Here is a 19,859-nt window from a genome sequence, read left to right as displayed (position 1 = left end):
GTCAATTAAAATGTTTTCTCAGCTGCTGTATGGCCATCCTCAGGCGCGTTTTAATGGTGCCCAGCGGAACGCCAAGTTCGTCGGCGGCTTCCACATGGGTGTAACCTTTAAAGTACACCAGATCGAGGATTGACTTTTGTTCGGGCTTTAGGGTAGCAACCAGCTCCTTTATACCAAGCAACTCAGGTTTATAAACGGTATTCCTTTGTTCGTCAATGAAAGTTACGTTATTTTCAAGTTCATGGTTTTTGGCCTGGTTCTTAAAATCTTTTGAACGTATCTTGTCTATAGCCAAATTGCGGGCAATATTCACCATCCAGGTAAACAAGCGCCCTTTTTCGGCGCTGTAGCCCGAAAAGGAATTCCAGATTTTTACGAAAGTTTCCTGAAGCACATCCTCAGCAACCGGGATTTCGGTAATGATGCGGGAGATTACTCCGAATAAGGATGCGGAATACATATCATACAATGCCTCCACCGCAATCTTTTCGCGGTTGCGGAGGGCAAGTATTAATTCTTCCTCGGATAGTGATATTTTCGTTTTGCGACTCAACTCCGGTGAAGATAGAAAGGATTAATTACATTTCAAATAAATGCTTTTCGGCATGGTACGACGAACGGACAAGCGGTCCGCTTTCAACATATCTGAATCCTTTCCGTAGTCCCCACTCTTTGTAAGAGGCAAATTGGTCGGGGTGTATCCAGTCTATAACCGGATGGTGGTTACGGGTTGGCTGCAGGTACTGGCCCAGGGTGAGGATATGAACGCCGGCTTGCAGCAGGTCGTCCATGGCTTCTAAAACATCTTCTTCCTTTTCGCCCAGGCCAAGCATAATGCCCGATTTGGTGCGAAGACCCGAATCGGCGACATGGCGCAGTGCTTCCAGGCTTCGGTCGTATTTAGCCTGTATGCGCACTTCTTTAGTTAAGCGGCGAACAGTCTCCAGGTTGTGCGATACCACCTCGGGACGGGTTTCCAGCACACGAGCCAGGTTATCCCAATTACCACGAAAATCGGGCAGCAGCGTTTCCAAAGTAGTTTCGGGGCTTTCACGACGGATAGCGTTAATGGTTTCCGCCCAGATGATGGATCCGCCGTCCTTAAGGTCGTCGCGGTCTACCGACGTAATTACGCAATGTTTTACCTGCATCAGCTTTACCGAGTTGGCTACGCGGTTTGGCTCGTCGGTATCTACGGCCAGCGGGCGACCGGTTGCCACCGCGCAAAACGAGCAGCTGCGTGTACAGATATTGCCCAGTATCATGAAGGTTGCCGTACCGGCACCCCAGCACTCGCCCATGTTGGGGCAATTGCCGCTTTCGCAAATGGTGTGCAGCTTATGGGTATCAACCAGGCCGCGCACATGTGCGTATTCTTTCCCAACGGGAAGCTTCACCCTAAGCCAATCGGGCTTGCGTTGCGGCTGGTTAGCGGGCACTACAGGCAATTCAATCATAGGTACAAAAGTAGTTAAAAACCCCCTAACCCCCTAAAGGGCGAACAGAAGTTTTACAGTAGGTTGATTTTAGTCAGAAAGACCGAGAGTCGAATAAGTCGGAAAGTCAGAAAAGCTATAACTTTAGCACACCAATTGTTCGGATAAAAAAAGCCCCTAAGAAATACTTAAGAGCTTCATCTATTTTCTGTCTTGCTTCTTGGTTCTTGATTTCTTGAATCTAAGCCAACACGCTCACCGCTTCATCAACTGAGATGCTGCCGTGCGATTGGTCTAATATGCATTCGCCGTCTTTTATCACCAGCATCTGTGGCGATTCGTGGTGTACCTGGAAATCTTCGGCAATTTTCGCGGAAAGGTCGCGGTGTTTGATGAGGTCTAAAAAGTAGAGGGGCATATCGCCGGGTAGCTCTTCCCAATCAAGTTCGAAGCGCCTTTTGGCCATCATGCTGATGCTGCAGCGGGTGCTGTGCTTAAAAATAAGGCTGTAGCCTTGTTGCTGCTTAATACTATCCAGCTGCGACGCCGACTCTAACGATATCCATTCCATAACGCAAAAATAAACGTATATACTCTGTTAAAAGTAAATACAATGTAAAACTGCGTAATGTTTTAAGGTTGCGTATCAAAGATGACAAGCCAACTACCGGCCCCTGTTAGGGTACGATCCGTATGCTGGGCACAATTTATTTGAGCATGAGGAAAAGCCTATGCCAATTACCAGGGCCACAACAACTATGTAAAATATCTTTTTCATTTCCTGTATTTATATATCTATTATTTATACGCTATCAGCCACGTAATGTTTCGGCCAATTTTGCCATTTTTATGGCAGTTACAGCCGCTTCATCGCCTTTGTTGCCGTGTTTGCCGCCTGCCCTATCAATAGCCTGTTGCTGGTTATCGGTAGTAAGCACTCCAAATATAACAGGTTTTGAATATTTTATGGCAACATTACTTACGCCATTTGCAACTGCATTGCAAATAAAATCAAAATGGCGGGTTTCGCCCTGTATTACGCAGCCCAGGCATATCACCGCATCAAATTTACCGGTTTGCAAAAGCAGTTCGGCACCGCTGGTTAGTTCAAAACTACCGGGTACTGGGTAGCTGTGTATATGTTTTGGTTTTGCGCCGTGTTTTATCAAGCTATCGTAAGCGCCTTTATATAATGCATTGGTTATTTCGGCATTCCACTCGGCCACCACAATACCAAAGGTAAAGGGCTTTGCCGAAGGTATCTCGGTAGCAGTCGAAAAATCTGACAGGTTTTTAAGGGCAGAAGACATGATGTTAGTTGTAAAAAGTTTTAATAGTTAGAAAGGTTAAAGATGTTAAAAAAGTTAGGAATCAAATATATTTAAAACTATAAAGGGTTAAAAAAGCAGTAACGCATTCGCAATTACAACCTTTTTAACCCTTCTAAATTTTTAACCTCTCGGTAACTTAACTTACGATTTCGCTTCGCTGCGCGCTATGTAAGCATCAATGCYACGCGCTTCGTCGCTGGTAGGGTAATCGCTTTTTATTTTCTTGTAGGTTTCCGCTGCCGATTTGTTATCGTTCTTGGCTTCGTAAACCAGACCAAGTTTTTTCAGGTAAACAGGTGATAAAAACTGGTTGTTAGCTTTATCTATCGCTTTTTTGAAGTAGGTTTCTGCTTTGTCGTAATCTTTCAATTCAACGTAAGCATCGCCTGCGCCACCGAATGCTTCGGCTGCAACCATCATGTCATCGCCGCGGTAACTATCAAAGTTATCAATCGCTTTGCGGTACTCGCCTTTATTTAAATAAGCAACGCCCAAGTAAAAATAAGCCAGGTTAGCGGTTTTAGTGTTGCTGTAATCTTTGATAATCTGCTCCAGACCGGGGTAGCTATCAGCACCTTTTATGGCTTTGTCCCAGTCTTTTCTGGTCCAGTAGTCTTGCGCTACGTGTATTTGGTTAGCTGCTTTTTCTTCGCGTGGGCCCAGGTACACTTTAAGGTAGGCAATATATACGCCTACCATCAATACGATAGCGGCTGCTATAAATAACAAGCTTTTTTGGTTCTCCTGAACAAAGCTGCCACTCTTCACTGCTTCTGTTTGCGCTGGCGTAGCCTTTGTTTTCAACTCGGTTGCTGACATCTGTATTTAAAAATTAAGTTTGCAAAACTACGGTTTTCAAAACTTTTAACAAATAATTATTTTTGGATAGTTAAACGGTTGATTTGGTTGATTATGAGCGGGATTAAACCGGATGTGAAGCTATTTACCGCAAAGAGCGCAAAGGAAGAAACGCAAAGAGGCGCAAAGGCTTTTAAAACAGCCTGGATATTTTGTTAAATGGGATGATAAATTTGTTCCGTTTAATCAAAACGAGTAAGCTCTATTATTTTTTCTTTGTGGCTTAGCGCCTTTGCGTGCCTCCTTCCTTTGCACTCTTTGCGTTCACCGCCATGCAAATCTTTGCGTGCTTTGCGGTTAAAATCGCCACGCTCACAAGAAATAATCCGTAATTTTGCAACCCCATGTACCTGCAACAACTCTCCTTTTTAAATTTTAAGAATTATACCGAAGCCGAGCTTACCCTCAGCCCCGGCGTAAATGCTTTTGTGGGCAACAATGGCGCAGGTAAAACCAACCTGCTCGACGCGGTGCACTACCTCAGCCTTTGTAAAAGCTATTTCAACCCTATCGATAGCCAGCAGATAAAGCAGGGAGCTGACTTTTTTATGGTGAACGGCGTGTTCGAGAAAAATGGCAATAAGGAAGTGGTGGCCTGCGGCGTAAAGCGCAATCAAAAAAAGCAATTCAAACGCAATAAGAAAGACTACCAGCGCCTGGCCGACCATATAGGGCTGCTGCCCCTGGTAATGGTATCGCCCTACGATATCAGCATCATTATCGAAGGCAGCGAAGAACGCCGCAAATTCATCGATAACGTAATATCGCAAACCGATAACCAGTACCTGGATGAGCTGATTGCCTACAATAAGTTCCTGGCCAATCGCAACGCCATGCTGAAGCAGATTGCCGACACCGGCCGGTACGACCCGGAACTACTGGCCGTAATGGATGAGCAGCTCACGGCATCGGGCAGCCGCCTGTTCCAAAAGCGCAGGGCATTTATGGAAGCGTTTACGCCGATATTCAACCAGCACTACAGCTTTATCAGCAATGGTGCCGAGCAGGTAGAACTGGTGTACGAATCGCAATTGCTGAATGATAGCCTGGCAACCCTGCTGAAGAAGAATATCGAGCGCGACCGCATACTGGAGCGTACCACCAGCGGCATACATAAAGATGATCTGCAGTTCAACATCCATGGCATGCCCATGAAAAAGTTTGGCTCGCAGGGGCAGCAGAAATCGTTTTTAATTGCTTTGAAGCTGGCGCAATACACCTTCCTCACCCAAAAAAAAGGTTTTAAGCCCCTATTGCTCTTGGATGATGTTTTTGATAAGCTGGATGATGGCCGCGTAACCAAACTAATGCAGATGGTGAGCAACAACGATTTTGGGCAGGTATTTATTACCGATACCAGCATGGGCAGGGTACAGCAGGTTTTCGAGGCAATAAAGGTGGATGTAAAATTATTTAAGGTAACGGAGGGCAATATAGATGCGTAAAGCAAACGATAAATCGATTAAGGAAGCCATTGAGCAGATGCTTAATGTGTACAAAATAAAACGCCGTTTCGATGAAACCCACGTGGTAGCCAACTGGGCTGATATTGTGGGCAAGCCCATGGCCAACCGTACCAAAGAATTATTCATACGTGATAAGAAGTTGTTCCTGCGCATCGAATCGTCGGTAGTGAAAAACGAACTGGTAAACATGCGCAGCCAAATCATCGCCAAAATAAACGATGAGGCACACACCGTACTGGTAGAAGAAATAGTGTTTTTGTGATTACCTGCGGCCTATGCGTATGCGGGCGGTAATGCCGCGCAGGGCATCATCCATTATGTGCGAAAACGCCAGCAAAAATATACCAGGGAAGATAAAAGCAAACTGGGCCTCTGGGTGGTAACGGAAAATATCTAAAGACACCAGTAAAATAGTAACGATTATAATAGAATAAACGACATATTTAAACAGGGCTTTCATGATTCTTCTTGGGGCTTATCGCAATTTAACTTACAACGTAAAGCTACCAACGAATATTGTAAAAAGCAAGAGGAATTTAATAACAAAGGGCCCGCAAAACATTGCGGGCCCTTTGCATGTATTTGGTTGTTAGAACCTTTCGAAAGCTGAGAAGAAGAAGTTGCCTTCTATATCAGCGTTCTCGTCAGAGTCTGACCCGTGCACCGCGTTTGCTTCGATAGATTTGGCAAACAGCTGGCGGATAGTGCCCGCTTCGGCCTTAGATGGGTCGGTTGCGCCAATCAAAGCACGGAAATCTGCGATGGCATTATCTTTCTCCAATATAGCAGCTACTATAGGGCCGGAAGACATAAAGCCTACCAGGTCGGCAAAGAAACCACGCTCGCTGTGTACAGCATAAAATTCGCCTGCTTTTTGTGCGCTTAGTGCAGTGTATTTAAGGGCTACTATTTTAAAGCCCGCTTTGGTAATATGGTCTAAAATAGCGCCGATGTGGCCGTTTGCTACTGCATCGGGCTTTATCATGGTAAATGTGCGGTTAGTTTTCATTTCTCAGGGTTAATCTTTTTATTATAGATTATTAAAATTGCCGCAAAAGTAGGGTTTTACATCTGAAACATAAAGCTTTTACTATTAAATAAGCTGTTTGTATTTAATTAATTTATTTAGCTTTGCAACTTCTTTTTAAAAATTGATGTTGGATTTAGCCTCGCTTACAGAACTTTTAGCTCAGCCCCAAAAAATAGTCATCACTACCCATCACAAACCCGATGGCGATGCTATGGGTTCTTCGTTAGGGTTGTATAATTATTTGGTACAGCTTGGCCACCACGCAAGGGTTATAGCACCTACAGACTACCCCGATTTTTTGGCCTGGCTGCCCGGCAACGAAGAAGTAATTATCTACACCGAGCATACCGAACAAGCCGCCGCGCTGATTGCCGATGCCGCCATCATCTTCTGCCTCGATTTCAACAACCTTAGCCGCATAAACCAAATGGGCGAACTGGTGGGTGCCAGCAAAGCTTATAAAGTGATGATAGACCATCACCTGGAGCCACAGGATTTTGACGATTACCGTTATTGGGATATCAAGGCCTGCGCAACTGCGCAATTGGTTTATACCTTCATCGTAAACGAGCTTGGCCGCAAAGATTTGATAGATAAAGACGTGGCCACCTGCCTGTACGCCGGCATCCTTACCGATTCTGCTTCCTTCCGCCTGCCCAATACCACATCAGATGTGCACCGCATAGCGGCCGAACTGATAGATTGCGGTGCGGTGAACTGGCGCATACACGAATTGATATACAACAGCGCATCTGAAAACCGTTTGCGCTTTTTGGGGCATTGCCTGGCCAACCGGCTGGAGATATTGCCCGAATACAATACGGCCCTAATTTCCGTTACTAAAGCAGATCTGGATAAGTTTGGCGTAAACACCGGCGATACCGAAGGCATCGTAAATTATGCCTTATCCATGGCAACCATTAAATTAGCGGCCTTTATTGTGGAACGTACCGATATGGTAAAACTATCGTTAAGGAGTAAGGACGAATTCCCGGCCAACGAAATATGCAAAAAATATTTCAACGGCGGCGGGCACCGCAACGCTGCGGGCGGGCAATCCAACGAAAGCCTTGAGGCCACGGTAGCAAAATTCAAAACAATATTACCTGAATATAAAAAACTATTAATACAGTAAAAACTAAAATGAGGAAAAACGTAATGTTAATTGTGCTTGCAGCTGTAGGGTTGGCAAGCTGTAAAGGTGGATTCAAACAGGCTGAAGGCGGCTTGCTTTATGATATACACGTAGATAAACCGGGCGAAACCATTAAAACAGGCGATTTCATGAGCCTGAACCTGGTGCTTAAAACCGATGGCGACTCGGTAATATTCAGCACTTACGAGCAGGGCCGCCCGGTAATAAACGCCATGCCTAAAGCACAGAAAAAAGGCGATATCATCAGCGGTTTTGCCTTGCTTAGCGAAGGCGACAGCGCAACCATTAAAATGAGTATCGATTCGGTTTTCAAAAAAGGCCAGCCAAAGCCACCGGGCATCAAAGGCAAATACCTGGTTTACAATGTTAAGGTAGAAAAAGTGATACCAAGGGGCAACCTGAGCGATGTTGTTTTCCAGGGCCGTATATCTGAATACATGAAAGGCCAGGCCGATGCAATTGCGAAAGCCGAGCCAGCCAAGATTAAGAAATACGCAGACGATAATAAACTCAAAACCACTACCACCGCTTCGGGCCTGGTTTATGAAATTAGCGCGCAGGGCAGTGGCGCAACCATTGCCAACGGAGATACCGCAGTAGTAAATTACACCGGTAAATTGCTGAATGGCAAAATCTTCGATAGCAGCATTAAAGCTGATGCAGAAAAGGCTGCCGCAGCCAACAAACAACCGATCGATCCACGCCGCCCATTTTCACCTTTACGCATAGCCGTAGGCCAGAGCAAGGTGATAAGAGGCTGGGACGAAGGCTTGTTGTTATTGAACAAGGGCGCCAAAGCAACCTTTGTAATCCCCTCATCTTTAGGTTGGGGCGAGCAAGGCGCGCCGCCGATGATCCCTCCATTTGCCATTACCGTATTCACGGTTGAGGTAGTGGATATTGTTCATCCAAACCCCAATGCACCAAAAATTGCAGACCCGCAACCACCAACAATCAGATAATACTTAAAAGCAATGAAAGCCTTCCGTGTATAAGCGGAAGGCTTTTTTATGAAAAATATTTTGCCGGATAAGGCTAACGGGCAAAAGCCCGCAATACTTAAACATACAAATGAAGAAGCTCTTAACCATCGTTTTAATCCTAAGCGTTTTTACCGGTTACGCCCAGGTGAAAAAAAAGCCTGCTGTTAAAGGCAAAACGGCAAATGGCCTAACAGCCAAAAAGACACCCTTACCCATGATAGATGGGCTTAAACAGGCCGATGGTGGTTTGCTTTATAATATCCTCGTGGATAAACCCGGACAAACCATCAAAACAGGCGATTTTATGAGCATTAACCTTGTGCTTACAACCGATGGCGACTCGGTGCTTTACAGTACCTACCAGCAAGGTCGCCCGGTATTTGCCCCAATGCCTAAACCGGAGAAGAAGGGCGACATAACCACCGGCTTTGGCCTGCTTAGCGAAGGCGATAGCGCAACCTTTAAAATGAACATTGATTCGATATTCAAAAAAGGTCAGCCAAAGCCTCCTGGCATTAAAGGCAAGTACCTTATCTACAACCTACAGGTAGTGAAAGTGATACCAAAAGACAACCTGAGCGATGCTGTTTTCCAGGCGCGGGTATCCGAATACATAAAGGCGCAGGGCGATATCATGTTGAAAGCTGAGCCTGCTAAAATAAAAAAATACGTTGATGATAATCAACTGAAAACTACTACAACTGCATCGGGCCTGGTTTATGAGATAACCACCCCCGGCAGCGGCGCAAACATTGCCAAGGGCGATACCGCAGTAGTAAACTATACCGCTACTTTATTAAACGGCAAAATATTCGATAGCAGCATTAAAGAAGATGCCCTTAAAGCTGCCGCTGCCAACAACCAGCCGCTAGATCCTAGCCGCGCATTTACCCCGCTACGTGTTGCCGTTGGCGAAGGCAAGGTGATAAAAGGATGGGACGAAGGCATGTTATTGTTGAAGAAAGGCACCAAAGCTACATTTGTGATCCCATCAGTGCTGGGCTGGGGCGAGCAAGGCGCCCCACCGATGGTTCCGCCGTTTGCGCCAACCGTATTTACGATAGAGGTGGTGGATATTGTACATCCTAAACCCTAATGCACCAAAAAACTGAACGCCGCAATCGCCGGCGATAAGCTATTGAAACATTTATAGCCAGCCGTGTATAGCGGACGGCTCTTTAAGAAAAATAATTTTTGCCGGATAAGGCCTTTGAACACCAGCCAGCAATACAAACAAAAATACAAATGAAGAAGCTCCTCACCATCATTTTAATCCTAAGCGTTTTTACCGGCTACGCCCAGGTGAAAAAAAAGCCGGCTGTTAAAGGCAAGGCTACCACGGCAAAAGGCAAAGCGGCCAAAAAAGGCCCGGCGGCAAAAGGCCCTATACTGGTTGCCGGCGGTTTTACCAAGCTGCCAAATGGCGTACTTTACAAAATCATCAAGAAAAACACCGGGCCTAAAATCAAACTGAGCGATGTGGTTACCTTCCACGTTACTCAGCGTACCGATAAAGATTCGATGCTTTTCAGCAGTTATAAAATGGGGCAACCTGTAAAAGTGCAGGCGCAGCCATCGCGCAACGTGGGCGATCTGATGGATATTTTGCCTTTGCTGGCCGCAAACGATAGTGCCTTCGTAAAAGTGCCTGTCGATTCTGTTTTTAAAGGCATGGAAGCACAACGCCCGGCATTTTTGGCCAAAGGCGGTAATATTTTGTGCACCATAAAAATCGTTAAGATACAATCCATAGCCGATGCCATGGCCGAACGCCAGGCCGGCCTCGTCAAAATAAAAGAAGCCGAAACCGCCGACGCCAACGCTTACGTAAGCAAGCATGGCCTGGTGCTACAAACCACGGCCTCGGGCCTGCGTTATGTGATCACCAAACCGGGTACAGGGCCTAATGCCATGCCGGGCGATTCTATCGTGATACACTACGCCGGCCGCCTTACAAACGAGAGCGTGTTCGATACCAGTATCGAATCTGTAGCCAGGGCGGCAGGCACTTACCAGGAAGGTAACCCTTACCAGCCTTTAATGTTCCGCCTGGGCGTACAGCCGCTGATACAGGGTTGGGTAGAAGGCCTTCAATTGCTCAACAAAGGCGCTAAGGCTACCTTCGTTATACCATCGGCCCTGGGCTATGGCGAACAAGGCAATGGCAATATTGCGCCTTACAGCACCTTGATTTTTGACGTAGAGGTGGTAGATGTAGTGCCTGGCAAAGACAAGAAGTAGCGAGCCCCAAGCTGCGTAAGACGGCCAAAAGCCCGCCAAAAAGCAGCTAACGGTAAAAATTGAATTTAATCAGCATAAAAAGCCTCCTACAACGGAGGCTTTTTTATTTTTGCAGCATGGTATTAACAGATACGCACACCCACTTATACTACGAAACCGACGATGCAAAGCGGCAGGCCCTGATGCAGCGTTGCATGGATAACGGCGTGCAGCGGCTGTTCTTACCCAATGTAGATGCAGCTTCTATGCCGCTGATAGCAGATTTACTGGCTGCTTACCCCGATAATTGCTTTGCCATGCTGGGGCTACACCCCTGTTCGGTAAAGACCGATTGGGAGCACGAGCTGATGCTGATGCAGCCAGAATTACACAAGCACCCTATATACGCCATCGGTGAGATAGGTATAGACCTATATTGGGACAAAACCTTCTTAACAGAGCAGATACAGGCTTTTAAACTGCAGATAAAATGGGCCAAGCAGCTAAAACTGCCCATCGTGATACACTGCCGCGACGCTTTCGACGAGGTGTATGAAGTATTACTACAGGAAAAAGACGAACTGCTGCGTGGTATATTCCATTGCTTTAGCGGCACGCAGGAGCAAGCCCAAAAAGTAATTGCCTTAGGCTTTTACCTGGGGATAGGCGGCGTGGTGACCTACAAAAACGCCGGGCTGGACAAAATCTTACCCGAAATCGGGTTGCAGCATATCGTTTTAGAAACCGATTCTCCGTATCTTACGCCTGTTCCGTACCGTGGTAAACCTAACGAAAGCGCTTATTTAACATACATAGCCCAAAAGGTTGCGGAGCTGCATCAAATTACTGTAGAAGAAGTGGCAAGCACCACCACCGAAAACTCAAGGAAAGTTTTTGGGGTGTAATTATTTTATTAAAGCATAAACCAAACGCATGAGCCAAATACTGATCATCTATACCGGCGGCACCATAGGTATGATGACCGACCCTGTTACCAAAACACTTGTACCCATCAATTTCGAGCAAATTATGGATAATGTGCCCGAGTTGGAGAAACTCAACTGCAAGATAAAGGTGCATTCGTTCGAGCAGATTATCGATTCATCCAACATGAACCCCGCTGTTTGGAGCGAACTTGCCGCGCTCATAGAAGCAAATTACGACGATGTAGACGGTTACGTAATTCTGCACGGCTCTGATACCATGGCCTACACAGCATCGGCGCTGAGCTTTATGTTGCAGAATTTAGATAAGCCCGTGATATTCACCGGCTCGCAGTTACCTATAAGCGCCGTACGCACGGATGCCAAGGAAAACCTGATGACCGCCATCGAAATTGCCAAAGCCAAAAAGAACGACAAAAGTCGCGTCCCCGAGGTTTGTATCTATTTTGACTATAAGCTGTTCCGCGGTAACCGCGCGTTTAAATACAATTCATCCAAGTTCGAGGCTTTCCGTTCGCCCAATTACCCCATACTGGCCGAATCGGGCGTGCACCTGCGTTTCAGCGCGAACGACATCCGGCAGCCGGGCGAAGGGCCGTTAAAAGTTCATAACAACCTCGTTAGCGATGTAGCGGTACTAAAACTTTATCCCGGTATTAGCCCCAAAGTGGTAGAAACCATTTTAGGAGCAGATGTGCGCGGCATTGTAATGGAAACTTTTGGTGCGGGCAATACTACAACTGATCAATGGTTTGTCGACCTGCTGAAAGCAGCAATAGGCGCAGGAAAAGTTATCCTGGATATCTCGCAATGTAAAGTGGGCACTGTAGAGCTAGGCCGTTACGAAACCAGCAAGGAGCTAAAAGATATGGGCGTAGCCAGCGGTTTTGATATGACCTTTGAGGCCGCCGTTACCAAAATGATGTACCTCCTCGGCGAAATAAACGATCCGCAGGAAGTGAAGCGCTGTTTGGAAAAGGATTTGAGAGGCGAGTTAACGGAATCGTAGGGAAGCAAATATTCCGGCGACAACAACCCCATCGTCTTTGCGAGGAGCAGCGGTGGGAAAGAGCAGGGGGCGACGCGGCAATCATCGGCTGGCAGAGCCGCTCTGTCAGTCCGGCCTACGTGCCGATGATTGCCACGCTATCGCTCGCAATGACGATGTTTATAAACGGCACCTCCCTCTAAAATATCCTTTGCCTTATCGCCTCCATAAAGCTCTCTCGGAATTTATCACTCACCGGTATCTGCTTGCTGCCGATGTAAATGTGGTTGTCCTGTATCTTATTAAGCTGTTTGGTATTTACGATGTAAGAGTTATGCACGCGCACAAAGGGCTGCGGCAATTGTTCCTCGATATCCTTTAGTCTGCGGTATATCAGCAATTCCTCAGTGCCTGTTACCAGGCGCACGTATTCCTTTTCGCCCTCAAAGTAAAGTATCTCATCCAGCAATATCTTGCGCAAGGTCTTACCGCTTTTAAAAAAGAAGTAATCGGCTTGTGGCGGGGCCTCGGTTTTAGCAACCGGCGGAGGCGTGCCAAAACTGGCCTCAATTTTCTGGGTAGCGGCCAAAAAGCGTTTCAGGGTAATGGGTTTCAGCAGGTAATCTATCGTTTGGTAAGCGTAACTTTCGGCGGCATGCTCGGCATAGGCCGTGGTGAATACTATTTTGGTATTCTTTGGCAATAGCCCGGCCAGCTCCATGCCGGTAAGGTGCGGCATGTTAATATCCAGGAAGATGAAATCTACCCGACGGTTCTTCAGGAATTCTATCGCCTCCAGCGCATTATAGCACTTGCCCAATAGCTGCCATTGGGTGGTTTGGCCAATAAGCACCTCCAGCAGGTTTACCGCATTAGGTTCATCGTCTATAATAATGCACTTCAGGCTCATGGCAGCGGTATATTTAAGCGGGCATGGTAAATATCGCCATTATTTTGGGTAGACAGTTCAAAATCATCCTTATACAGCAGCTCCAGCCGTTTGCGCAGGTTGGCAATACCGAAGCCTGTTGAAGCCGCGTGCGGCGGCACCTCCGGTATGGTATTTTCAGTCGTAAATATCAGTCGGCCCTCGTCCTGCAGCAATGAGATGTCAATCCTATTATCAATACTGGATTTATCGATGCCGTGCTTAAAAATGTTTTCTACGAAGGTCATCAACAGCATAGGTGGGATGCTAAGCGAGGCATCGCAATGTTTTTCGAATTTGATGCGGATATCGTAGCGGATGCGGATTTTCTCCAGTTCGATGTAGTTTTCGATGAATTGGATCTCGGTTCCTATAGATACCACCTGCTTCGGGCTCTCATCTACAAAATAGCGCATAATGTTGGATAGCTGCTCTATGAGTCCCGCCGTGCGCGGCGCTTCCAGGTACGCCTCGTAATAAATATTATTGAGCGTATTGAACAGAAAATGCGGCTGCACCTGCGATTTGAGCAGATTAAGCTCGGCCTGCGTTTTTTGGGCTATGATCTCATCCGATTGCCTTTTCAGCGCGAAATAAGCTATCGCGATGCGGAAGATAAAGCTGAGCAAAAAAATGACCAGGCTGCTAACCACAAAATTACTCATCGCTTTCATGCTCATCTCTTCGGGCTTTTGGGCAAACAATGCGTTGTATATGCTCATGGTAATGTAACCCCGTACCACCCCAATCCCCCCTAAAAAGGCCATTACGGCCAAAACATATAGCGTCACCTTGCCTTTTTGGTACAGGCGCGGAAACAACCAAAGTATATTTCCATAAATTATTACGGCGTAGAAACTGCTATTTAACAAAGCATAGGTAAGCGCCTGCGAAAACCCATCGTTTTGCATCAGCGACAGCATAATGATGATAAAGAAGAACACCCACACCAACCATTGGAGCTGCACAATATTGAGCTTGCCGCTAAATAATTTCATCCTTAAAAATACGAAGCTTTTTAAGCCTGCGCTACGCTTTTCAACAGATGCCTGCATTTTTTCAATCAACGGCACATCAATTTCAATAATTAAAGGTACCGGGCATTTTAGCCTGTTTTTGTGCTGTTATTGAAGCAATGGGGCGAGCCGCAAAATATTTACAGGCATTAGTTGAACTGATTTTGGAAGCTTTGCCATTGCGCTCAATTTTACGCCAGTTAACTAAAGTAAAACCCAAACATTTCCAAAAAACATGAAAGTAAATATCCCAATCACAGCTATTATTGCAACTCTAGCCGCCTTGTTTCTCTCGGCTCAGCCAAAGACTGCTTCGGCGCAAAAAATTGATACCATCCGGCTCAGCGATAAACGCCTTAACACTGCGGCATTAAAGCCCGGCATGCGCCAGTACCTGGTGTATTTTCAGATGCCCAAATCTCCAAAACAACTGCGCCTATCACTTTGGGTGCGAAACACGGCAATCATAAACCATAATGGCGAACAAGTTTTTGCCACCAGCCAGCATTGGTACACCGGCGACACCACAGGGTATAGAACTGCTTACTCGCTTAACCGTGTAAGCGACTTTGCGCCGGTTTACCATTCAGAAACCGTTAACGGCAAAAACAAATCGTTCAACTGGTCGGCACAGCAGGTAGTGAGTGCAGATACCGTTGCCGCGAATACACTCAAAGGCTTTACGGCAAGCCCGGCCGAACCCTATTTTAACTGGAACCTGGATATAGAAACCTTCGAGATGCTCCCATTGGCAGCCGGCAAACAGTTTGCTATCAACTTTTACGATGCCGTAAGCAATACGCCCGAGTATGCGCTCTACAAGGTTGCAGGCAGCGAGATAGTTGGAACCCTGAACCAGGAAAAAGTAGATTGCTGGAAACTTGTTACCGAAAATGATTACAAAGGAACCCATGCTACGCAGACTTTTTGGATAAGCAAAAAAGGACACGAGTTTATTAAAGAAGAAGATAGCTTTAACGGGATGTATCGCTACAAAGTAAAACTCCCCGCAGCTGCACCCGATATTTTSCGTAAGCTGACGAATTAAGCATTGTTTTGCAAATACCTATCTGATACAACAAGTGAGGTGTTTATCCCTATAGTGTTTGCCAAAAAAATAATGGAAGGTTATTGCCTGCGATAAGCCATGCGCGGAGCTATGAAGTATTTTTAAGCTATAAATGCATTAATGTGCTTTAAATCAGTATCATTGCCATACCAATTAAACCCTTAACCAAATGAAATTTTACATCGAAGTATGGAGTGCCAGGCAAGCCTGGCTTGATTTAAGTATCGAAGATCGCGGCGCATACATGGGCCAGGTAGGTCCTGCAATACAACAAATGCTGGAGCAAGGCGTAGAAATCATAACCTGGGGCGAAAACGATACCGACACGGTGGAACGCCTTGGCCACGATTTCTTCGCGGTATGGAAATTCCCCACCGATGAGTTGGCCAAATCCTTCGAGGCATTGGTTACAGGCGCAGGCTGGTACAATTATTTCGATCAGCTAAACCTCAAAGGCAATGCAGCAAGCCCAACGGATATCATTGGCAAACTCATCAATATTTAACCTTTGCTAAACTTTCCGGCGGCTTTTAATTGTGAGTTAGGGTATTTTGTGCTTTTAATTTTGAAATGCCGTAAATAAATCACACTTTTATATTTACAAACTGTAAACCAAAGCTTTGGAAAACTTTATTGCTATATTCCTGCTGGGTACGGTCGCCTTATTGATAGGCGAGCGGGTGTTTGCTGTTATGGGTGGTCGGCATTATGCTGCCCGCTCAATTGCTCCGCAAAAATTTGTACATGCTTATGTACAGTCAAATATATTAACCAACCCTATTCAAGGCCTTATGCATCCATCGGTTGCATCTATCAGCCTTTCCCAATCCAATTTTCTTGCCCGCGGGGCGCCTGTAAGGGGCTACTATCTATTATGCTGAATAAATAAGGCATTTTATGTCTCCTCTTTTCATGGTAATCCTGCGTGGCGGTAGCTAAACATACTGCTGTGCTTTGCTTTGGCACGTCGGTAAGTATTGTTTACAGATAAACCTTAAGCTGTTTGCTGCTATCTATCAGCCGGCAGCATTAGCAACATTACCCAACATGAAAAACATTATAAAATGGGCCGTAGCAGCTGTGCTTTTAATAGGCGTTGCTATAGGCATGATATCATTTAGCCGAAAATCAGGCTCGCACCAGGAGATGGTGAATTTGCTGAGCCAACTATCCAAAGAGAATTATAACCAAAAAAATTCGTTTTGCCCCGAGGTGAAATACGCGATGCTGGATTCCATCCTGAAAGCCGGAGGGCTGGACAGGAACCTCGACGTGCTTTATTCAAAGGCCGAGCTGGCTTTAGAGGTAGGCAAGGAGCAGGAATCTGTAGATGCATACAATTATTTGACAGCGCATGTAGATTATATGTCGCTTAACCAGATTATGCCTGATGTGGGTATAGCCTTTATGCGCCTGGGCGAGCGTTCCAATTGCATGCTCAACCACACGGGCTCTTCGTGCATATTCCCTATTAAGGACGATGGGGTGCACGTCCTGAAAACGGGCTCGACAAAGGCTATTGATACCTACCAGGCCGTGCTGAAAGCCAACCCGGCCGACCTGCAATCGCGCTGGTTGCTCAACATTGCTTACATGACGCTGGGGCAATACCCGCAAAACGTGCCCAAACAGTTCCTGATACCAGGGCTTGATGCCGACGAGGGCCAGCGCCTGAAACCATTTGTCGATGTGGCCGCCGGGCTCGATCTTAACATCAATGGCAGGGCAGGCGGCGTTATTGCCGATGATTTCAACAACGATGGCTACATCGATATCGTAACCTCGGGCTGGGATTTGCAGGACCCTATGCACTACTTCCGGAACAATAAGAACGGCACCTTTAGCGACGTGACCGAGAGCAGCGGGCTCACCGGCATTACAGGCGGCCTCAACATCCAACAAACAGATTACAACAACGATGGCAAGCTTGATATTTTCGTATTGCGCGGTGCCTGGCTTACCAATGGCTTTGGCAACCAACCATCATCGCTGCTACGCAATAATGGCGACGGCACCTTTACCGATGTTACCACCGAAGCCGGGCTGCTGTACTTCCACCCTACCCAAGCTGCCACCTGGGCCGATTTTAACAACGATGGCTGGTTAGATGTGTTCATAGGCGCTGAAAACCTGCCTACCGCTACCGAAGGCGGCGAGCATCAGTGCATGCTGTACATCAATAACCAAAACGGCACCTTTACCAATATTGCCGCTAAGGCACATTGCGAAATAGGCGAGTTTGTAAAAGGCGTTACCTCTGCCGATTACGACCACGATGGATTACCCGACGTATTCGTATCTACTATGACGGGCAACAAGCACCTGCTTAAAAACATAACCAAACCCGGAGGCATGGTAGATTTCAAGGATGTCAGCGCCGAAGCAGGCCTCGCCGATAACCACGAACGCAGCTTTACCACCTGGTTTTTCGATTACGACAACGATGGCTGGCAGGATATAGTGGTGAGCGACTATAATTTCACCACCAGCCTGGGTTATTATTCTGCTGCTGCTGCTTTAGGCAAACCCGTGCCGCGCGCGGGCAACATTTTCCTATATCACAACAACCATAACGGCAAATTTACCGATGTTACGGTTGAGGCGGGTTTAGATAAAGTGGTGTTCAGCATGGGTGGTAATTTTGGCGATATCGATAACGATGGCTACCCGGATATGTATTTCGGCACCGGTAACCCCGATTTTAAATCGCTTGTGCCCAATAAGCTGTTCAGGAATGTAGGCGGCAAACGTTTTGCCGATGTAACCACCTCGTCGCGCCTGGGCAACCTCCAAAAAGGGCATGGTATTGCCTTTGCCGATTTCCGCAACACCGGCATACAGGATATTTATGCCGAAATGGGTGGGGCCTACAAGGGCGACTCGTACACCAGTTCGCTATACATGAACCCCGGCCAGAGCGACAATAACTGGATAAGCCTGAAACTGGAGGGCGTAAAAGCCAACAAAGCTGCTATTGGCAGTCACATTAAGCTAACCTTTACCGAAAACGGCATCAAGCGCCGTGTTTACCGCGACGTAAACTCGGGCGGCAGTTTCGGGTCATCGCCCCTGCAACAGGAAATAGGCATTGGCCAGGCTACCCTGATAGACGAGTTGGAAATTACATGGGCAGGCAGCAAAACCGTGCAGCGTTTCAAGAATGTAAAGCCCAATCAGTTTTTGGATATAGCCGAGGGAATCGACTTTTTGAAGCCCAAAAATCTTGCAAAACTTACTTTTAAAAATAAGAAAGGAGTGGCCGTATGCATGCCAGAAATGGCAGGAATGAAACAGTAATAACCCATTCAAAGCAAGCACCTTACAGTAATGTGCTTGCTTATTTTTTTTTATTGAAAACTAATATTAATTTTAAGAATTATTACTAAACACGCAAAACCATAAAACCATGAAAAGAATAATGTTAATGTGCTGCCTGTTTTTAGGCGTAAGCATCGCGGCAAGCGCACAAAGTCGGCCCGGCACTACCGACCCGGTTGAAAAAGCGAAAGAATTGCAGCAGCAACTGAAACTTACCGATAAGCAAACCGCACAAATTGCGGCTATCTATACAGATTCGGCAGAGAAATTTGATAAGATAAAGACCGAGCAAAAAGGCAACAACGATAAAATGCTGGTGGCTATACGCCCCCTGCGCGCTGCTACCGTTAAAAAAATTAAAGCAGTGCTAACTACCGCACAAGTGGCCAAATACGAAAAAATGGTAAGTGGCAAGGATAAGGCCAGCACAGGTTGGAGCGACGGCTGGAGCTCTACCGCATCTAACTAAGCTTTACCGAAAGCAGAAACAGCAAGCCGCCCCGTAGCAATACGAGGCGGCTTATTTGTTGACACCCGGCGCGGCAACAAACTTTCATAAAGTTTTGAAAGTTAAAAAACATGTTTATCTTTGTATATGCAATTATCCGAGGCAAAAGGCAAATTTATTGAAGCATGGGGCAAGTTAGGTTCTGAATGGGGCATTAACCGTACCATGGCGCAAGTACATGCCTTGCTGCTGGTTAGCCCTGCTGCGCTCACTACCGAGGAGATTATGGAGGAGCTGAAGATATCGCGTGGCAACGCCAACATGACCCTGCGCGATCTGATAAGCTGGGGCCTGGTAGAAAAACAGCACAAAGCAGGCGAACGCAAAGAATACTTTTTTGCCGATAAAGATACCTGGAACATAGCCCGCCAGGTAGCCAAAGAGCGCCGCAAACGCGAACTGGATCCCATCATCAAAATACTGGACGAATTAAGCAAAGTAGAAGGCGATAGCAAGGATGAAGCCTTTAAAACCTTCAATAAATCGGTTACCGATATAAATAAGCTGGCCAAAAACGTGGATAAGACTTTGGAGACGATGCTAAAGGCCGAAGAGAACTGGTTCTGGAAATCTATCTTTAAAATGTTCAAGTAACATTTTTTTGACTA

At 46.4% G+C, this 19,859-nt stretch carries 23 protein-coding genes; 14 read left to right on the top strand and 9 right to left on the bottom strand.

The features are described 5' to 3' along the window. Nucleotide 1: 1 nt before the first annotated feature. The 5 genes from AC1DYT_RS17125 to AC1DYT_RS17105 all read right to left on the bottom strand — a co-directional run bounded on the left by AC1DYT_RS17125 (nt 2) and on the right by AC1DYT_RS17105 (nt 3,586). Complete coding sequence (locus AC1DYT_RS17125; RefSeq protein ID WP_477470779.1) at nt 2-553, bottom strand: RNA polymerase sigma factor; 552 nt, start codon at nt 551-553, stop codon at nt 2-4. A 25-nt stretch (nt 554-578) separates the two neighbouring features. Next, the gene (lipA, locus tag AC1DYT_RS17120) at nt 579-1,457 is read right to left on the bottom strand and encodes a lipoyl synthase (protein WP_477470778.1); all 879 of its coding nucleotides are present in this window, start codon (nt 1,455-1,457) and stop codon (nt 579-581) included. Between the two features lie 220 nt (nt 1,458-1,677). Beyond that, the gene (gene ytxJ / locus AC1DYT_RS17115; protein WP_477470777.1) at nt 1,678-2,007 is read right to left on the bottom strand and encodes a bacillithiol system redox-active protein YtxJ; all 330 of its coding nucleotides are present in this window, start codon (nt 2,005-2,007) and stop codon (nt 1,678-1,680) included. Nucleotides 2,008-2,248: 241 nt separating this feature from the next. Then, complete coding sequence (gene ribH / locus AC1DYT_RS17110; protein ID WP_477470776.1) at nt 2,249-2,746, bottom strand: 6,7-dimethyl-8-ribityllumazine synthase; 498 nt, start codon at nt 2,744-2,746, stop codon at nt 2,249-2,251. A 162-nt stretch (nt 2,747-2,908) separates the two neighbouring features. Next, nucleotides 2,909-3,586, bottom strand: coding sequence for a tetratricopeptide repeat protein (locus AC1DYT_RS17105; protein ID WP_477470775.1), 678 nt, complete (start codon nt 3,584-3,586; stop codon nt 2,909-2,911). Between the two features lie 383 nt (nt 3,587-3,969). On the opposite strand from AC1DYT_RS17105, the gene recF reads away from it, so the two are divergent. Together recF and AC1DYT_RS17095 are read left to right on the top strand one after the other, a co-directional pair. Next, nucleotides 3,970-5,070 (top strand): DNA replication/repair protein RecF, encoded by a 1,101-nt coding sequence (gene recF / locus AC1DYT_RS17100; protein WP_477470774.1) that lies wholly within the window; start codon nt 3,970-3,972, stop codon nt 5,068-5,070. Beyond that, a complete protein-coding gene (locus tag AC1DYT_RS17095; protein ID WP_477461222.1) occupies nt 5,063-5,353 on the top strand; it encodes a DciA family protein in 291 nt (96 codons plus the stop codon). The genes recF and AC1DYT_RS17095 overlap by 8 nt, the downstream gene beginning before the upstream one ends. Here the strand turns inward: AC1DYT_RS17095 and AC1DYT_RS17090 are convergent, their stop codons facing one another. Continuing rightward, entirely contained in the window at nt 5,354-5,551 is a 198-nt protein-coding gene (locus AC1DYT_RS17090; protein ID WP_477470773.1) for a hypothetical protein, read from the bottom strand. Nucleotides 5,552-5,680: 129 nt separating this feature from the next. Then, a complete protein-coding gene (locus AC1DYT_RS17085) occupies nt 5,681-6,100 on the bottom strand; it encodes a nucleoside-diphosphate kinase (RefSeq protein WP_477470772.1) in 420 nt (139 codons plus the stop codon). 145 nt (nt 6,101-6,245) lie between these two features. Here AC1DYT_RS17085 and AC1DYT_RS17080 point away from each other — a divergent pair, with 145 nt between their 5' ends. The 6 genes from AC1DYT_RS17080 (at nt 6,246) to AC1DYT_RS17055 (ending at nt 12,433) form a co-directional block, all read left to right on the top strand. Further along, a complete protein-coding gene (locus tag AC1DYT_RS17080; protein ID WP_477470771.1) occupies nt 6,246-7,256 on the top strand; it encodes a DHH family phosphoesterase in 1,011 nt (336 codons plus the stop codon). 8 nt (nt 7,257-7,264) lie between these two features. After that, on the top strand, nt 7,265-8,239 hold the full coding sequence (locus AC1DYT_RS17075; protein ID WP_477470770.1) for an FKBP-type peptidyl-prolyl cis-trans isomerase: 975 nt from the start codon (nt 7,265-7,267) through the stop codon (nt 8,237-8,239). Nucleotides 8,240-8,348: 109 nt separating this feature from the next. Continuing rightward, nucleotides 8,349-9,356, top strand: a complete 1,008-nt coding sequence (locus AC1DYT_RS17070) for an FKBP-type peptidyl-prolyl cis-trans isomerase (RefSeq protein ID WP_477470769.1) — start codon at nt 8,349-8,351, stop codon at nt 9,354-9,356. A 149-nt stretch (nt 9,357-9,505) separates the two neighbouring features. Continuing rightward, nucleotides 9,506-10,501 carry an FKBP-type peptidyl-prolyl cis-trans isomerase gene (locus tag AC1DYT_RS17065; RefSeq protein WP_477470768.1) on the top strand — a complete coding sequence of 332 codons (996 nt, stop codon included), beginning with the start codon at nt 9,506-9,508 and terminating at the stop codon, nt 10,499-10,501. Nucleotides 10,502-10,617: 116 nt separating this feature from the next. After that, nucleotides 10,618-11,385: a TatD family hydrolase gene (locus AC1DYT_RS17060; RefSeq protein ID WP_477470767.1), complete on the top strand. Its 768-nt coding sequence runs from the start codon at nt 10,618-10,620 to the stop codon at nt 11,383-11,385. A 28-nt stretch (nt 11,386-11,413) separates the two neighbouring features. After that, complete coding sequence (locus tag AC1DYT_RS17055; protein ID WP_477470766.1) at nt 11,414-12,433, top strand: asparaginase; 1,020 nt, start codon at nt 11,414-11,416, stop codon at nt 12,431-12,433. A 178-nt stretch (nt 12,434-12,611) separates the two neighbouring features. Here the strand turns inward: AC1DYT_RS17055 and AC1DYT_RS17050 are convergent, their stop codons facing one another. Both AC1DYT_RS17050 and AC1DYT_RS17045 read right to left on the bottom strand, forming a co-directional pair. Then, nucleotides 12,612-13,322, bottom strand: a complete 711-nt coding sequence (locus tag AC1DYT_RS17050) for a LytR/AlgR family response regulator transcription factor (protein ID WP_477470765.1) — start codon at nt 13,320-13,322, stop codon at nt 12,612-12,614. Beyond that, on the bottom strand, nt 13,319-14,338 hold the full coding sequence (locus AC1DYT_RS17045; RefSeq protein WP_477470764.1) for a sensor histidine kinase: 1,020 nt from the start codon (nt 14,336-14,338) through the stop codon (nt 13,319-13,321). Before AC1DYT_RS17045 ends, AC1DYT_RS17050 begins: the two co-directional genes overlap by 4 nt. A 253-nt stretch (nt 14,339-14,591) precedes the next feature. Between AC1DYT_RS17045 and AC1DYT_RS17040 the strand changes: the two genes are divergently transcribed. The 6 genes from AC1DYT_RS17040 (at nt 14,592) to AC1DYT_RS17015 (ending at nt 19,845) form a co-directional block, all read left to right on the top strand. Beyond that, the gene (locus AC1DYT_RS17040; RefSeq protein WP_477470763.1) at nt 14,592-15,404 is read left to right on the top strand and encodes a DUF3108 domain-containing protein; all 813 of its coding nucleotides are present in this window, start codon (nt 14,592-14,594) and stop codon (nt 15,402-15,404) included. Between the two features lie 190 nt (nt 15,405-15,594). Continuing rightward, the gene (locus AC1DYT_RS17035; RefSeq protein WP_477470762.1) at nt 15,595-15,930 is read left to right on the top strand and encodes a DUF6616 family protein; all 336 of its coding nucleotides are present in this window, start codon (nt 15,595-15,597) and stop codon (nt 15,928-15,930) included. A 115-nt stretch (nt 15,931-16,045) separates the two neighbouring features. Beyond that, nucleotides 16,046-16,306: a hypothetical protein gene (locus AC1DYT_RS17030; protein ID WP_477470761.1), complete on the top strand. Its 261-nt coding sequence runs from the start codon at nt 16,046-16,048 to the stop codon at nt 16,304-16,306. A 166-nt stretch (nt 16,307-16,472) separates the two neighbouring features. After that, on the top strand, nt 16,473-18,722 hold the full coding sequence (locus AC1DYT_RS17025) for an FG-GAP-like repeat-containing protein (RefSeq protein WP_477470760.1): 2,250 nt from the start codon (nt 16,473-16,475) through the stop codon (nt 18,720-18,722). A 109-nt stretch (nt 18,723-18,831) separates the two neighbouring features. Then, the gene (locus AC1DYT_RS17020; RefSeq protein WP_477461558.1) at nt 18,832-19,212 is read left to right on the top strand and encodes a hypothetical protein; all 381 of its coding nucleotides are present in this window, start codon (nt 18,832-18,834) and stop codon (nt 19,210-19,212) included. 126 nt (nt 19,213-19,338) lie between these two features. Beyond that, nucleotides 19,339-19,845: a GbsR/MarR family transcriptional regulator gene (locus AC1DYT_RS17015; RefSeq protein ID WP_477470759.1), complete on the top strand. Its 507-nt coding sequence runs from the start codon at nt 19,339-19,341 to the stop codon at nt 19,843-19,845. The last annotated feature ends 14 nt before the right edge of the window (nt 19,846-19,859 follow it).

It is taken from the genome of Mucilaginibacter sp. P1_D10 (assembly GCF_056406215.1).
The sequence above is the reverse complement of the archived record's forward strand: the minus strand, read 5'-3'. Positions and strand labels throughout refer to the sequence as shown.